The following is a 15190-nucleotide window of genomic DNA, read 5'->3' as shown; positions in this document are numbered from 1 at the left end:
GCGCGGCTCAGGCCAGCGCGGAATAGATCAGGGTCTTGAGTTCGCGGCGGATCGGGTAGCGCATCGATGGGGTGAGCTGCGTCATGAAGACCATGTGGATCCGCTCGACCGGATCGACGAAGAACGCGGTCGAGAACATCCCGCCCCAATAATATTCTCCGACCGAGCCGGGGACGAGCGTCCGCGCGACATCGGTGGTGATCGCGAAGCCGAGCCCGAAGCCGGTGCCGGCGTTGGTCGCCTCGCTGAACAAGGCGCGCGACATCGTCGCGAGGTCCGAACCGCCGGGGAGGTGGTTCATCGTCATCAGCTCGATCGTCTTGGGGCTGACGAGACGGACACCGTCGAGCACGCCGCCGTTCAGGCAGAAGGTGCAGAAGCGGTGATAATCGAGCGCAGTAGAGACGAGGCCGCCGCCGCCCGAGATGAGCTTGGGGAAACGCGACCAGGCCGAAGCGTCGCCACGATCGTAGAGGACGCGCTTGCCGCTCTTCTCGTCGAACGCCCAGCAATCGGCGAGGCGGTCGATCTTGTCGGCGGGAACCTGGAAGAAAGTATCGTGCATGCCGAGGGGGCCGAGGATGCGCTCGGCAAAGAAGCGATCGAGCGAGATGCCCGAGACGCGCTCGACCACGGCGCCGAGCACGTCGGTCGACACCGAATAATTCCATTCCGCTCCAGGCGAGAATTCGAGCGGGAGCTTGCCCAGAGCCGCGACGAACCCGTCGAGGGTCAGGTTTCCGTGCCAGTTCTCCATCTTCGATTCGCGATACGCAGCATCGACATGGGTGCGGTTCTGGAAACTGTAGGTGAGGCCAGAGGTGTGCCGGAGCAGATCGATCATCCGCATCGGATCGGCGGTGGGCGCGGTGGTGAAAGGCTCGCTTCCGCCACCGCCGGCATAGACGCCGGGGCCCTTCAGCTCGGGAAGGACGTGGTGGACGGGGGTGTCGAGCGCGACCTTCGCCTCCTCGACCAGCATCATGAAGGCGAGACTGGTGATCGGCTTGGTCATCGAGGCGATGCGGAACAACGTGCCCTCATCGACCGGGGCACCGCCTTCGCGCGCCGGCCCCTGGTGCGAGAAATGCGCAATCTCGCCGTCGCGGGCCAGGAGCAGCTGGGCATGGGGCAGCTTGCCCGAGTCGAGATAGCGCTCCTTCACGAACGCATCGATCCGCGCGGTCCGGGAGGCCTCGAATCCGTAGCGTCCGGGCCGTGTCATGTGCATCGGGAGCGACATACCTCTCGTTCGAATCCGGTCAGGCGCACCTTATCCGTGGTGCGCTTCCCCTATTGCCTTGAGCGCGACATGAATCAACACTAACGTTGCTTGCGGCGGGGCAGCGATGCCCAAACCCAATGTTCAGAAATTATATGGAGAGACTTGGCTTGGCCCCCGATCCGATTGTCCCGCTCGACCCCGCCTGGCCCAAGATGTCGCTGGAGCAGACCAAGGCATTGCTCACAGCGCCGGGGGCGAAGTTCGAGATGGAGGCCGTGGAGATTCGCGGCGTGCCGACGCGGGTGTGGAAGAACGCACCCCCGTCGCTGCGGGTGCTGGCGCAGATGGTGCGGGCGTACGGCGCGCGCGAGTTCACGATCTACGAAAAGGAGCGGGTGACCTTCGAGGCGAATTACCGCGCGACGGCGCAGATCGCACACCAGCTCGCCGTGATGGGCGTGACCAAGGGCGACCGAGTCGCGCTGGCGATGCGCAATCTGCCCGAATGGCCGGCGATCTTCTTCGCGGCGGTGAGCATCGGCGCGATCATGGTGCCGCTCAATGCATGGTGGACGGGCGGCGAACTCGAATATGCGATGAAGGATTCGGGCGCCAAGGTCCTGTTCGTCGACGGCGAACGGCACGAACGGCTCAAGCAATGCTACGAACAGCTGCCCGACCTCGAACGCGTGGTGGTGAGCCGCGCCAAGGGGGCATTGGAGGATCCGGCGGTGGCGCTCGAATCGCTGATCGGCGAGACGAGCGGGTGGGGCGAGCTGGAGGATGTCGGCTTCCCCGACGCCGAGATAGCGCCCGACGACGATGCGACGATCTTCTACACCAGCGGCACCACGGGCAGCCCCAAGGGGGCGCTGGGAACGCACCGGAATTTCGTCACCAACATCATGTCGAGTGCCTATGTCGCGGCGCGGACGATGCTCCGTCGCGGCGAGACTCCGCCGGCGGTGCCCGAGCCCAAGGTGATGCTGCTCGTCATCCCGCTCTTCCACGTGACGGCGTGTTCGGCGGCGATGATGGGCGCAGTCGCGTCGGGATCGACTCTCGTGTTCATGCGGAAATGGGAGCCCGAGCTGGCGATGGAGATCATCCAGCGCGAGAAGGTCAACGCCACCGGCGGGGTGCCGACGATCGCCTGGCAATTGCTCGAACATCCCGCGCGAGCCAGCTACGATCTCTCGAGCCTCGAGAATATCGCTTACGGTGGCGCGCCCTCGGCACCTGAGTTGGTCAAACGGATCTACGAGGAGTTCGGCGCGCTGCCCGGCAATGGCTGGGGGATGACCGAGACCACCGCGACGGTGACGACGCATTCGGGTGAGGACTATCTGAGCCGGCCGACCAGCGCGGGACCGCCGGTGGCGGCGGCGGACCTCAAGATCATGACGGTCGAGGGGGACCGCGAATTGCCCGTCGGCGAGGTAGGCGAACTATGGGCGCGCGGGCCGATGGTGGTGAAGGGCTATTGGAACAAGCCCGAGGCGACCGCGGCGACGTTCGTCAATGGCTGGGTGCGCACCGGCGATCTCGCGCGGCTCGACGAGGACGGGTTCCTCTACGTCGTCGATCGCGCCAAGGACATCATCATCCGCGGCGGCGAGAACATCTATTCGAGCGAAGTCGAGGACGTACTCTACGCGCATCCGGCAGTGACCGATTGCGCATTGGTCGGCATGCCGCACCGGACCCTGGGCGAGGAGCCCGTGGCGGTGGTGCACCTCGCGCCGGGAAAGAGCGCGACCGAGGCCGAGTTGCAGGATTGGGTCCGCGCGCGACTGGCGGGGTTCAAGGTGCCGGTACAAGTACGGTTTGCGACCGACGTGCTGCCGCGGAATGCGCAGGGGAAGATCCTCAAGACCGATCTGCGGGCGTTGTTTGCGGGAGAGGCGGCGGCTTAGCCACCACCTTCGTCATCCCCGCGAAAGCGGGGACCCATCTCGTGCGCCCTCCTGCTCCACCACGGCGGTATTCGCGGCACCCCCGGGGAGATGGGTCCCCGCTTTCGCGGGGATGACGGAATATTGGTTCAGCGGTTGAGGTCGAACCACAGGTCGCGCCAGTCGGGGTTGGATTCCTCGATCAGCGCGACCTTCCATGCTCGGCGCCACTTCTTGATCCGTTTTTCACGGACGATTGCGTCCTCGATTTCCTCGTGGAACTCGACATAGACGAGATGGAAAATCTCGTGCTCGGTAGTGAAGCGGCTGCCTGTGCGGTTGCGATGCTGCCAAACGCGTTGCGCGATGTCGGCAGTAACGCCGGTGTACAGCGCGCCGTTTTTTCGATTGGCCACGATGTAGACGTAGCCGCCCATCGTCACCTGCGCCCTTGCGGCGAGTTCGGGAGATGGGCCCCCGCTTTCGCGGGGGTGACGATGCTTTGGACGGCCTTGCTCCAGCCTGTCAGTCGTTGCTCTCGCGCCTCGGCGCCGATCTCGGGCTCAAACGTCGTGCCCGGGCCGCGCATGACGGCCGCCTCTTCCAGCCCGCCGAACAGCCCGCATCCCACGCCCGCGAGCATCGCTGCACCCAATGCGGTGGTTTCGGCGAAATCGGGGCGGTCGACGGGCACGCCGAGCATGTCGGCGAGATCCTGCGCCATCCAGTCGTTGGCGATCATGCCGCCGTCGACGCGCAGCCGCGCCCAATCGGCGCCGTCGGCGGCGAAGGCCTCTTTCAGATCGTGACTCTGGTGCGCCATCGATTCGAGCGCAGCGCGGACGATGTGGGCGCGGGTGCTGGCAAAGCTGAGGCCGGAGAGCGCGCCCCGCGCTTCGGGCTCCCACCAGGGCGCGCCGAGTCCGCTCAGGGCGGGAACGAGATAAACGCCTCCGTTGTCGGCGACCGAGCGGGCGAGCGCCTCGGTCTCGGACGCGGTCGCGATCAGACCGACCGAATCGCGGAGCCATTGGATAAGGCTGCCGGCAACGAACACCGAACCCTCGATCGCATAAATGCGGCGGCCGCCGAGCTGCCACAGCACGGTGGCGAGCAGGCGGTTCTTCGAGGCGGGCGGGGCGGTACCGGCGTTGGTGAGGACGAAGGCGCCGGTGCCATAGGTCGCCTTGGTATCGCCCTTGGCGAAACACGCCTGCCCGATCGTTGCTGATTGCTGGTCGCCCGCGAGACCGCAGATAGGGATCTCGCCTCCGAACAATTTGGTGACGCCGAAGCGGCCGGCGCAGTCGACTATCTCGGGGAGGGCATCGTGGGGCGCGGAGAACATATCGAGCAATCCGTCGCTCCAGCCGCCCGAGCCCAGGCCCATCAGCAAGGTGCGTGAAGCGTTGGTGGCGTCGGTGATGTGGAGGCCGCCGGTGAGGTTCCAGACCAGCCAGCTTTCGATCGTGCCGATCGCGAGGCGATCGCCGGCCTCGCTGAGCTGCGGCCAGTTTTCCATAGCCCAGGCGATTTTGGTGCCGGAGAAATAGGGATCGAGGAGGAGGCCGGTGCGGGCCTGTACACCGGGTTCCTCGCCCGCCTCGCGCCATTGGCGGCACATCGCCGCACTGCGCCGATCCTGCCAGACGATAGCCGGAGCGAGGGGCTCGCCGGTCGACTTGTCCCAGAAGACGATTGTCTCGCGCTGGTTGGTGATGCCGATCGCGGCGATCTTGTCGGCGCCGCCGGCCTTGTCGACCATCGCCTGGGCACAGGCCAGGCTGCGGGACCAGATCTCGGCAGCATCGTGCTCGACGAGGCCGGGACCGGGATAATGCTGGGTGAGTTCGGCGGCGTGCGTGCCGACGCATTTGCCCGACGGCTCGAACAGCATCGCGCGCGTGGAAGTCGTGCCCTCGTCGAGCACCAGCAGGAGTTCGCCCATGACGGCAGCCTAGCCCGGATTGCAGCCCGCGCAACTGGCGTTGCTCCCGCCTCGCGCGGCTCCTAGAAGCGAGGAGAAGGAGAGAGCAGGGTGGACGATCAACCCCGGGCGATGGGCGGTGGCAGCGAGAGCGAGGGCGGCATCCCGCCTGCGGCGCCGCGCCAACCCTTGCTCTCGCCGGAAGGTCAGGAGAGCCTGGGCGACGGGCTGAAGCGCGACCGGTTGATGGCCGCATTGGCGCTGATGATCGGCATCGGGCTGCTGTTTCTCATTCCCTTCGCGCTGAAGGAAGGATCGCCCTTCTTCCTGCCGCTCACCGCCGCATTGGTGATCGCGATCGCGCTGGTGCCGATGCTGGAGTGGCTCGAACGCCACCGCATGCCCGCGCCGCTGGCTGCCCTGGCCTGCGTATTGCTCTTTCTGATCGCCGCGAACATCGCGCTCGCCTCGATCGTGGTGCCGGCGTGGCAATGGATGCAGCGGCTCCCCGAGAGCATTCCGCAGATCCAGCACAATCTCGAGCCGCTGATCCGCTTCTATTCGAATCTCGAACGCTTCGTGGACCGGACGCTGACCAATTTCGCCTCGGCACCGGCGCGGCAGCCGGAGACGATCGCAGTGGCCCCGCCGCGATCGCTGCTCGACCTGTTCACGACCTCGGCACCGTCGGCGCTGATCGAGATGTTCTTCGCGATCCTGGTGATCTATTTCTTCCTCTCGGGCTGGACTCGGCTGCGGCGCAACGCGATCACCCGGCGTGCGAGCTTCGGCGGCGCGATGGCGACGGCGCGGGTGATCCAGGACGTGGTCGACGATACCTCGGCCTATCTCGGCACGATCACGCTGATCAATGTGACGCTGGGGCTGATCGTCGCGGGCGCGCTGTGGGCGATCGGCATGCCGACGCCGTTGATGTGGGGCGGCATCGTCGCGTTGCTCAACTATATTCCGTATATCGGCCCGGTGATGGCGGCGTTGCTGCTCGCGGTGGGCGGACTGATGAGCTTCGCCGATATCTGGTGGGCGCTGCTGCCCGCCGCATTGATGATCGGCGCGCACCTTATCGAGGCCAACGTCGTTACCCCGTTGATCGTGGGGCACCGGCTGACGATCAGCCCGATCCTGATCCTCGTCTCGCTGAGCTTCTGGGGATGGGTGTGGGGCACGCCCGGCGCATTGCTCGCGGTGCCGCTGTTGATCATCATCCAGACCGTGCTCAACGCCGCGGGCAAGCCCGATATCGCCGGATTCCTGTTCGAACACGGCACGTTGATCCGTCATCCGGGGGAAACACATACGCACCGGCGGCAAAGTCGCGACCAATCCGGTTGACACCCCCCCAAGCCGGGGTTAGTGGCGCCTCCTCGCTTCGAGAGCGGGTGTAGCTCAGTTGGTTAGAGCGCCGGCCTGTCACGCCGGAGGTCGCGGGTTCGAGCCCCGTCACTCGCGCCACGCGGGATCCCTTATGGGGTTCCCTGTTGGTCAATCGAAGCGGTTTCCTATCTGCGGCATGCGTCGCCCCGCCTGGATCAAGCGGGTGTAGCTCAGTTGGTTAGAGCGCCGGCCTGTCACGCCGGAGGTCGCGGGTTCGAGCCCCGTCACTCGCGCCATGCCCTTATGTGGATCTCAGCGGCGTCCGCCGAACATCGCGTCGATCGAATAGCGGCCCGCGCCTAGGGTTGCGAACAGTAGTCCGAAGAGAATCAGGCTCGTCGCGGGGAATGCGCCGCGGATGCCGAGCCTGGCATCGACCATCGCCACCGCGACAGCGAAGTTGATCGCACAGACCAGCCCGGCCCAACGGGTGGCGAGGCCCAGCACGAACGCCACGCCGCAGGCGAACTGCGCCCAAACCGAGATCAGCGCCATCCATTTTGGCTGGGGGAAGCCGTGCGCGGCGAGGAATCGGGCGAATTCGGCCATCCGCGCGGCGCTCTGGATATTGTCCCAGACGCCCCAGATCAGAAACGCGCCGATGACGAGGCGGGCCAGCAGCAATGCGGCATCGGAATAGCCCGCGAAACCCGCGGTGCGACTGCGCCTGAAAGCCATGATTCCTCCGCTACCGAGCGCGTACCGCTAGCGCGATTTTGCGAACCTTGCGACCGCTCAGTTGCGGGGCAGGCGCCAGTTTCCGGTCTCCATCCAGCGGAGCAACGGCTTGAGCGGCGTGATCCAGACGATGCCGAGCACGACGTAGATCACCAGCTGGACGAGGATCGGCAGCGCGCCGATCTCCGCCGAGAAGCTGGCGACCAGCACCACCCAGACGAGGATCAGCAGCAGGATCGCGAGCATGCCCGCGGGCTTACGCCAGCTCGCCTTCACTTCTCCGCGTGCCACAACATGCCTTCCTCGGTGATGATCGCGTGCAGCGGCACGTCCCAGATGTCGGCGGGGATAGCAGGGACTTCCTGCACCGACCATGCCACGCCGACGCGCCACGCCGCCTCGTAGCGGGCGAAGGCGCGATCGTAATGGCCGGCACCCTGGCCGAGGCGATTGAGACGACGGTCGAACCCGACCAGCGGTGTTAGAATGACGTCGGGCTCGACCTCGGGACTGGCGGGATCGGGCTGGCGCAAATTGAACGGGCCGTCGACGAGCGGCTCGCCGAGCTGCCAGGCGAGGAAGCGGATCGGCATGGCGCGATCGACGACGAAGGGTAAAGCGAGCCGGCACCCGGCTGCTGCTGCTGCTGCTGCGAGTTGGGTCGGATCGGCTTCGCTGCCGACAGCGCAATAGGTTGCGACGGTCATGCCTTCCCGGATGCGTTCGACAAATGCTTCGGGCGCGAGAATGGCTGTCGACGATTCGGCGGCGAACTGGTCACGATCGGCGCGGAGCCTGGCGCGGAGCGCGGGCTTGTCCAGAATCATGCGGGAAGGATGCGGTGGCGGGACCGCCATGGCCGTTTGCCAGAATATCCTCTGACGCCTGTTACGTCAGGTGGGAACCATGTGCGACAGACCAGGATCTGCACAGGGACAGCTCCCATGGATGATGAATAGCCTCAGGGATAATGCCAAGGCTCGTACCGGGCAGTGCCCGCCGTGAATGCATTTAGGGTGGCCGGCGCAGAGAAGCAACCGCGCCTGCGCGCGATTTCAGGCCTCGGCGGCGTCTTCTTCCAGCGCGATGGCTACGGCTTCGAGCCGATCGGCGATCCTTTCGAGCAATACCGGCGAGACGCCCTCGGGCGGATTGCGCTGCACTTCGTCGACCATGTCGGCGAGAATCAGCGCGAGATAGACCAAGGTCCGCTCGGCATTGAGCCCACCCGAGGCGCGATGCGCGGTGACGGCATGTTCCTGGAGGATCGATTCGAGATGGCGCAGATGCGGCTCGTCGCCTTCGCGCGCGGCGACGGAATAGGTACGTCCGGCGATGGTGAGGTCGATATCGGCCATTACTCGGCTTCCACGTTCGACGTTTCGCGGGCGATCAGCGCATCGAGCGAGGTCACTGCCTCCTCGATCCGCGCGCGCAGTTTGGCGTGACGGCTGGCGAGACGGGCAGTGGCGTAAGCGCGCGCGGCCGCTGCTGCCTCGATCCGCGCGAGCGCCTGTTCGATCCGGTCTGCAGGGCTTTCGGCCATGACGTATCGATTAGGCAGAGCGAGCGGGCGCGGCAAGGGTGCATGCGCCGAACAGCCCACCGAATTTTCGAGAGCGGTCAACGGCTTTGCCGAACCGAGCCCGTGGAGCGGTTGACGCGCGGGCGTGTGCGTCCCAAAGGCGTCCGCGACCAGCAGGGGAGTCCAAGTGTCCGCATCCTTCAGCGACTGCGCCAATGCCATCCGCACGCTATCGATGGACGCCGTGGAGGCCGCCAATTCGGGGCATCCCGGCATGCCGATGGGCATGGCCGACGTCGCGACCGTCCTGTTCCAGAACTATCTCAAATTCGATCCGGCCGATCCGCACTGGCCCGACCGTGACCGTTTCGTGCTGTCGGCCGGCCACGGGTCGATGCTGATCTATTCGCTGCTCCACCTCACCGGCTATGCCCGGCCGACGCTGGAGGACATCCGCAACTTCCGCCAGGTCGGCAGCCCTTGTGCCGGCCATCCCGAGAATTTCGAACTGGCCGGAGTCGAGGCGACCACCGGGCCGCTGGGGCAGGGCGTGGCGATGGCGGTGGGCATGGCGCTCGCCGAGCGGCACCTCAATGCGACTTTCGGCGAGGCTCTGGTCGATCACCGCACCTGGGTGATCGCCGGCGACGGGTGCCTGATGGAAGGCATCAATCACGAGGCGATCGGGCTTGCCGGGCATCTCAAGCTCGGGCGGCTGATCGTGTTGTGGGACGACAACAAGATCACCATCGACGGCGCGGTCTCGCTCTCGTCGAGTGAGGATATTCCGGCGCGCTATGCGGCGACCGGCTGGCATGTCGTCGAATGCGACGGGCATGACGAGGCGAGCATCACTGCGGCGTTCGACGCCGCGCTTGCCGACGATCGGCCCTCGCTGGTCCGCTGCCGGACGATCATCGGCAAGGGCGCGCCCAACAAGCAGGGTTCGTCCAAGGTGCACGGCGCGGCGCTGGGTGCAGACGAAGTCGCGGCGGCGCGCGAGACCTTGGGTTGGCATTATCCCGCTTTCGAGGTTCCCGAAGATATCCGCGCGGCATGGCTGGCGGCGGGGAAGCGCGGCGCCAAACCTCATGCGCAGTGGCAGCAGCGGCTGGCAAGCGACAGCAATCGTGCGGCTTTCGAGAAGCGCGGCAATGTCTCGTCCGACTGGCTGAAGCCCTATGTCGACAGCCTGCTCGCCAATCCGCAGAAAGTCGCGACCCGAAAAGCGTCCGAGATGGCGCTCGAGGCGGTCAACGTCGCCTTGCCCGAGACGATCGGCGGCTCGGCCGACCTCACCGGTTCGAACAACACGCTGACCAAGGGGCTCAAGCCGCTTACCGCGTCCGACTATTCGGGCCGCTACGTCTATTACGGCATCCGCGAATTCGGCATGTCGGCGGCGATGAACGGGATGGCGCTGCACGGCGGCGTGATTCCCTATGGCGGCACCTTCCTCGTCTTTTCCGACTATGCCCGGCCGGCGATCCGGCTCTCGGCGCTCCAGCGGACGCGTGTCGTCTATGTGATGACCCACGATTCGATCGGCCTCGGCGAGGACGGCCCGACGCACCAGCCGATCGAGCATATGATGAGCCTGCGGGTGATGCCCAATCTCGATGTCTATCGCCCGTGCGATACGATCGAGACCGCAGAATGCTGGGCATTGGCGCTGGAGAAGACCGACGGGCCATCGTTGCTCGCGCTCTCGCGCCAGAATTTGCCACAGCTCCGCACCGACGGCGGCGAGAACCGCTCCGCCAGGGGTGCCTATCGCCTGCTCGCGGCCGAGGCCGAGCGCAAGGTGGTGCTCATCGCTACCGGCTCCGAAGTCGAGATCGCGGTCGCTGTCCGCGGGGAACTGGAAGCGCGGGGAATCGGCGCGGACGTGGTGTCGATGCCGAGCTGGGAACGTTTCGACGCGCAGGATGCCGCCTATCGCGACGATATCCTTCCGCATCACGTGGTGCGCGTCTCGATCGAGGCCGGCACGACGATGGGTTGGGAGCGCTACACCGGGATCGCCGGGCTCCGCTTCGGCATCGACGGGTTCGGCGCGTCCGGACCCGCACCCAAGCTCTACGAGCATTTCGGTCTCACCGCCGCGGCGATCGTCCCGGAAATCGTGGCGGCGCTCGGCTGAGCACCCATATAGCGAGCCGAACGGCTCAGATTTGCAGGAGTGAAGCGATATGACGAAGGTTGCGATCAACGGTTTCGGACGCATCGGACGGCTGGTCGCGCGCGCGATCCTCGAGCGTCCCGACAGCGGGCTCGAACTGGTCACGATCAACGACCTCGCCGACGCCAAGTCCAACGCCTGGCTCTTCTCGCGCGACAGCGTCCACGGCAAATATCCGGGTACGGTGACCGCCAACGGCAACGACCTCGTCATCGACGGCAAGCGCATCAAGGTGACTGCGGAGAAGGATCCGGCGAACCTTCCGCATGCCGAGAGCGGCGTCGAGCTGGTGCTCGAATGCACCGGCTTCTTCACCGATCGTGCTTCGGCGCAGAAGCACATCGATGCGGGTGCGAAGAAGGTGCTGATCTCGGCGCCGGGCAAGGGCGTCGACCTGACCGTCGTCTTCGGCGTCAACCACGACAAGCTCGAGGCCGGCCACACGATCGTCTCGAACGCATCGTGCACCACCAATTGCCTGGCGCCGGTCGCCAAGGTGCTCAACGACAGCGTCGGCATCGAGCGTGGTCTGATGACCACGGTCCACGCCTACACCAACGATCAGAAGATTCTCGACCAGATCCACCCGGACCTGCGCCGCGCGCGCGCTGCGGCGATGAACATCATCCCGACCACCACCGGCGCCGCCCGCGCGGTGGGCGAAGTGCTCCCCGAATTGAAGGGCAAGCTCGACGGCTCGGCGATCCGCGTTCCGGTTCCGGACGGCAGTCTGGTCGACCTGACCTTCACGCCGAAGCGGGACACCACGCGCGAGGAGATCAATTCGATCCTCAAGGCGGCGTCGGAGAGCGGCCCGCTCAAGGGCGTGCTGGTCTATTCGGACGAGCCGCTCGTCTCGATCGACATCGTCCATACGCCGGCATCGTCGACGGTGGACAGCCTCGAGACCGCGGTGATCGACGGCAAGCTGGTCCGGGTGGTCAGCTGGTATGATAACGAATGGGGCTTTTCGAACCGCATGGTCGACACCGCCTCGGCGATGGCGAAGCTCAACTAATAGGACGTCACCCCCGCGAAAGCGGGGGCCCATCTCCCAACCGTGCCGCGAGCGGGACCCGCACGAGATGGGTCCCCGCTTTCGCGGGGATGACGAGGTTAATATGGCCCGCGCTTTCAAAACGCTCGACGACATGGGCGACGTCACCGGCAAAAGAGTGCTCGTCCGCGAGGATCTCAACGTCCCCATGGCCGATGGCGGGGTGACCGACGACACCCGGCTGCGCGCCGCGATATCGACTGTCGCCGAGCTGGCCGACAAGGGTGCCAAGGTGATCGTGCTCGCGCATTTCGGGCGTCCCAAGGGGCAGCGCGATCCGAGCATGAGCCTTGCGCTCGTCACCAAGCCGTTCAGTCAGGTGCTCGGGCGCCCGGTGCGATTCATCGACGATCAGGACGCCGCCGGCGTGATCGAGACGATGGCCGATGGCGAAGTCGGCATCCTCGAGAACACCCGCTTCGATCCGGGCGAGGAGAAGAACGCGCCTGACACGATCGAACGGCTCGCCGCGTTGGGCGATCTCTACGTCAACGATGCCTTCTCGGCGGCGCACCGGGCGCATGCCTCGACCGAGGGACTGGCGCGCGAGCTGCCGGCCTTTGCCGGTCGCCAGATGGAGGCCGAGCTCGATGCACTCGACAAGGCGCTCGGCAATCCCGAGCACCCGGTCGCGGCAGTCGTGGGCGGGGCCAAGGTCTCGTCCAAGCTCGATGTGCTGCGGCATCTCGTCGAGAAGGTCGATCACCTGATCATTGGCGGGGGCATGGCCAATACCTTCCTCGCCGCACGTGGCGTGAATGTCGGCAAGTCACTGTGCGAGCACGACCTGACCGGCACTGCCGAGGAGATCCTCGACGCGGCCGACAAGGCGAACTGCACCGTCCATCTGCCCTATGACGTGGTGGTGGCGAAGGAGTTCAAGCCCAATCCTCCGACGCGCACGGTCAACGTCCACGAAGTCGCCGCGGACGAGATGATCCTCGATGTCGGCCCCGCCGCCACCGAGGCGCTGGGCGACGTCCTCAAGAATTGTCGCACGCTCGTGTGGAATGGTCCGATGGGGGCCTTTGAGACGCCGCCGTTCGACGCCGCCACGGTCGCGCTGGCGAAGACCGCCGCGGCGCTGACAAAAGAAGGTTCGCTGGTCTCGGTCGCGGGGGGCGGGGACACCGTCGCAGCGCTCAACCAGGCGGGGGTCGCCGGAGATTTCAGCTTTGTCTCGACCGCCGGCGGCGCCTTTCTCGAATGGATGGAAGGCAAGGAACTGCCGGGCGTTGCTGCACTGCAGCAATAATCTGCTGGACTCGTTGCGCGTCCGGTATTAGAGGCGCCGTCCGTTTTGCCATTTCGGCGGGGCTCGTGAGACCCCCCGGGCGCGGCCGGCGTACCGGATCCGTGTTCCATGGCTCAGCGGACCTGGCATGGTAGCCACTTGGTTTGGGTCCAAGCTCGACGGTTCGATTCCGTCCCACTGGATAGCTCAGATGGGTAGAGCAACAGACTGATAATCTGTGTGTCGCGGGTTCGACTCCCGCTCCAAACTGGCCTGAAACGCCAGTGCCCTTTGCAAGGCACTCCATATCGGGGAGGCCGGCGGGGCGTTCCTGCCGAGGCGAAGCGTTCGCGCTGAACCGAGGCAACCGGTGCCCGGCTCTGCGCCGGCGAGGATACCGGCAGCGCGCGGAGGGTGTGCGGCATCAGTATCGGGAGTGGCGCCGCCCGCTCGCCGCGCTGATGCCAGACACCCTGCAATACTGCCTCAATCGCCGGCCCGCACGGCTATCGGTCGAACGCCTCGCCGGCCGACCTATTTCAGCCCATTCCCCAAATCGTCGTGCCGGACTTGTTCCGGCATCCAAGTAGCCGCACTCGATGGGCTGGATGCTCCTGGTTCTCGATGGCGGCTTGGTGAACCCTGGAGCAAGTCCGGGGTGACGGGATATTATGGACTTCGGTCGCCCGACTCACATCATGACTTAAAGATATCGTTATATGTTGCGTTGCAGCAAAATAATCGTTGCAATCGTTACTTTACCGATCTAACGCCCGCCTCCCGCCGCGAGAATGGGCTTGTGGCGTGTATGAGCAAGAGAGGAGGACCGGCGATGATGAAGACTGTTGTGATCGCTGAGAACCAGCGCGGCCTCCTCATCAAGGATGGCCGCGTCATCGATATCCTGTCCCCGGGCCGCTACCGGCTGTGGGACTGGCTGAACCGCAAGCGCGTCGAGATCTTCGTCGCATCGGGCGTGTTCGCTTCGCCGCGGGCGGAGATCGTCGAGAAGCGCCATCCGGAGCTCGCCGAAGGCAATTTCGTCTCGGTGCGGCCGCAGGAAGGCCAAGTCTCGGTGGTCTGGATCGACGGCCGCGCCGTGCTGATCGTCCGGCCGGGCCAGGCAGTGCATGTCTGGTGCGCGCTGGACAAGGTGACAGTCGACACGTTCGACGTCACCGGCACGGCGCGGCTCGACAAGCGCCAGCTCGTCGCGTTCGAGAAGGCGGCAGTGGTCGGACCGGCAGCGCCGGCGCCGATCGCCACGGTCGCGGTTTCGGAAGCGGAGGCGGGCCTCGTGTTCCTCGACGGCGAACTCGTCGAGACATTGGGCCCGGGCCGCTACGGCTATTGGCAGGTCGGCCGCAAGGTGACCTCGAAGACGCTGGACACCCGCCCGGTGCCGCTCGAGGTGACCGCGCAGGAGATCCTGACGCGGGACCGCGTGTCGCTGCGCGTCACCCTCACGTCGTTCGTCCAGGTGACGGACGTCGAGAAGGCGGCGCTCTCGACGCCGGATTACCAGGCGTATGTCTACAAGCTCGTCCAGTTCGCCGTCCGCGAGGCCGTGGGCGGACGGACGCTCGACGAAGTGCTCAACGACCGCGTGTCGGTCGACACGCAGATCGTCGACCATGTCCGGCGCGAGCTCGGCGACATCGGGGTTCGGGTGACCGAGCTCGGGGTCAAGGACGTGATCCTGCCGGGCGACATGCGCGAGCTGATCAACAAGGTGGTCGAGGCGGAGAAGGTCGCGCAGGCGAACCTGATCCGCCGGCGCGAGGAGACTGCGGCGACGCGGAGCCTGCTCAACACGGCGAAGCTGATGGAGGACAATCCGACACTGCTTCGCCTGAAGGAGCTCGAATCGCTCGAGCGGGTCACCGAGAAGATCGGCCGCATCGACGTGCATGCGGGTTCGGCGGGCTTGAACGCAGTGCTCGACCAGCTCGTGAGCCTCAAGCCGCGCGATTGACGGGAGGGGAGTCGGGAAACCGGCTCCCCTTTTCGCCGTGAGCGCCGGGCCGACTGGCGCTGTCTGCCGTTGTCAGGCTTCCGCAGGTGCGAAGGGC

The 15190-nt window shown here is 65.8% G+C and carries 14 protein-coding genes, 3 tRNA genes and 1 other RNA gene; 9 read left to right on the top strand and 9 right to left on the bottom strand.

What is annotated here, in order from left to right:
* Nucleotides 1–7: 7 nt before the first annotated feature.
* Nucleotides 8–1231: a serine hydrolase domain-containing protein gene (locus BR78_RS0101515; RefSeq protein WP_029934405.1), complete on the bottom strand. Its 1224-nt coding sequence runs from the start codon at nt 1229–1231 to the stop codon at nt 8–10.
* A 206-nt stretch (nt 1232–1437) separates the two neighbouring features.
* Here BR78_RS0101515 and BR78_RS0101510 point away from each other — a divergent pair, with 206 nt between their 5' ends.
* The gene (locus tag BR78_RS0101510; RefSeq protein WP_231478191.1) at nt 1438–3141 is read left to right on the top strand and encodes a class I adenylate-forming enzyme family protein; all 1704 of its coding nucleotides are present in this window, start codon (nt 1438–1440) and stop codon (nt 3139–3141) included.
* Between the two features lie 128 nt (nt 3142–3269).
* On the opposite strand, the gene BR78_RS0101505 is transcribed toward BR78_RS0101510, so the two are convergent.
* Complete coding sequence (locus BR78_RS0101505; protein ID WP_029934404.1) at nt 3270–3557, bottom strand: GIY-YIG nuclease family protein; 288 nt, start codon at nt 3555–3557, stop codon at nt 3270–3272.
* Nucleotides 3558–3559: 2 nt separating this feature from the next.
* Entirely contained in the window at nt 3560–5068 is a 1509-nt protein-coding gene (locus BR78_RS0101500; RefSeq protein ID WP_051683142.1) for a glycerol kinase, read from the bottom strand.
* A gap of 225 nt (nt 5069–5293) precedes the next feature.
* On the opposite strand from BR78_RS0101500, the gene BR78_RS0101495 reads away from it, so the two are divergent.
* The 3 genes from BR78_RS0101495 to BR78_RS0101485 all read left to right on the top strand — a co-directional run bounded on the left by BR78_RS0101495 (nt 5294) and on the right by BR78_RS0101485 (nt 6678).
* Entirely contained in the window at nt 5294–6400 is a 1107-nt protein-coding gene (locus BR78_RS0101495; RefSeq protein WP_231478190.1) for an AI-2E family transporter, read from the top strand.
* Nucleotides 6401–6443: 43 nt separating this feature from the next.
* Nucleotides 6444–6520: transfer RNA gene (locus tag BR78_RS0101490), tRNA-Asp, on the top strand.
* 81 nt (nt 6521–6601) lie between these two features.
* Nucleotides 6602–6678, top strand: a tRNA-Asp gene (locus BR78_RS0101485).
* Between the two features lie 16 nt (nt 6679–6694).
* Here the strand turns inward: BR78_RS0101485 and BR78_RS0101480 are convergent.
* The 6 genes from BR78_RS0101480 to BR78_RS0101460 all read right to left on the bottom strand — a co-directional run bounded on the left by BR78_RS0101480 (nt 6695) and on the right by BR78_RS0101460 (nt 8666).
* Nucleotides 6695–7120, bottom strand: coding sequence for a DoxX family protein (locus tag BR78_RS0101480; protein ID WP_051683141.1), 426 nt, complete (start codon nt 7118–7120; stop codon nt 6695–6697).
* 57 nt (nt 7121–7177) lie between these two features.
* Nucleotides 7178–7411: a DUF2842 domain-containing protein gene (locus tag BR78_RS22065; RefSeq protein ID WP_037565859.1), complete on the bottom strand. Its 234-nt coding sequence runs from the start codon at nt 7409–7411 to the stop codon at nt 7178–7180.
* Nucleotides 7393–7947, bottom strand: a complete 555-nt coding sequence (locus BR78_RS0101470) for a 5-formyltetrahydrofolate cyclo-ligase (RefSeq protein ID WP_029934397.1) — start codon at nt 7945–7947, stop codon at nt 7393–7395. Before BR78_RS0101470 ends, BR78_RS22065 begins: the two co-directional genes overlap by 19 nt.
* Before the next feature lie 16 nt (nt 7948–7963).
* A non-coding RNA gene (ssrS, locus tag BR78_RS22360) (6S RNA) lies at nt 7964–8119 on the bottom strand.
* 56 nt (nt 8120–8175) lie between these two features.
* Nucleotides 8176–8478: a cell division protein ZapA gene (locus BR78_RS0101465; RefSeq protein WP_029724255.1), complete on the bottom strand. Its 303-nt coding sequence runs from the start codon at nt 8476–8478 to the stop codon at nt 8176–8178.
* Nucleotides 8478–8666, bottom strand: a complete 189-nt coding sequence (locus BR78_RS0101460) for a hypothetical protein (RefSeq protein WP_029724254.1) — start codon at nt 8664–8666, stop codon at nt 8478–8480. The genes BR78_RS0101465 and BR78_RS0101460 overlap by 1 nt, the downstream gene beginning before the upstream one ends.
* 214 nt (nt 8667–8880) lie before the next feature.
* Between BR78_RS0101460 and tkt the strand changes: the two genes are divergently transcribed.
* From tkt to BR78_RS0101435, 5 genes are all read left to right on the top strand, one after another.
* A complete protein-coding gene (tkt, locus tag BR78_RS0101455; protein ID WP_231478189.1) occupies nt 8881–10788 on the top strand; it encodes a transketolase in 1908 nt (635 codons plus the stop codon).
* A 49-nt stretch (nt 10789–10837) separates the two neighbouring features.
* Nucleotides 10838–11845 (top strand): type I glyceraldehyde-3-phosphate dehydrogenase, encoded by a 1008-nt coding sequence (gap, locus tag BR78_RS0101450; protein ID WP_029934395.1) that lies wholly within the window; start codon nt 10838–10840, stop codon nt 11843–11845.
* Nucleotides 11846–11948: 103 nt separating this feature from the next.
* A complete protein-coding gene (locus BR78_RS0101445) occupies nt 11949–13139 on the top strand; it encodes a phosphoglycerate kinase (protein WP_029934394.1) in 1191 nt (396 codons plus the stop codon).
* 178 nt (nt 13140–13317) lie between these two features.
* Nucleotides 13318–13385, top strand: a tRNA-Ile gene (locus BR78_RS0101440).
* A 565-nt stretch (nt 13386–13950) separates the two neighbouring features.
* The gene (locus tag BR78_RS0101435; RefSeq protein WP_037565855.1) at nt 13951–15093 is read left to right on the top strand and encodes a slipin family protein; all 1143 of its coding nucleotides are present in this window, start codon (nt 13951–13953) and stop codon (nt 15091–15093) included.
* Nucleotides 15094–15190: the final 97 nt, after the last annotated feature.

Source organism: Sphingomonas sp. UNC305MFCol5.2 (genome assembly GCF_000712135.1).
In the GTDB taxonomy this organism is placed as follows: Bacteria; Pseudomonadota; Alphaproteobacteria; order Sphingomonadales; family Sphingomonadaceae; genus Sphingomonas.
This window is presented reverse-complemented; position numbering and strand designations above follow the sequence as displayed.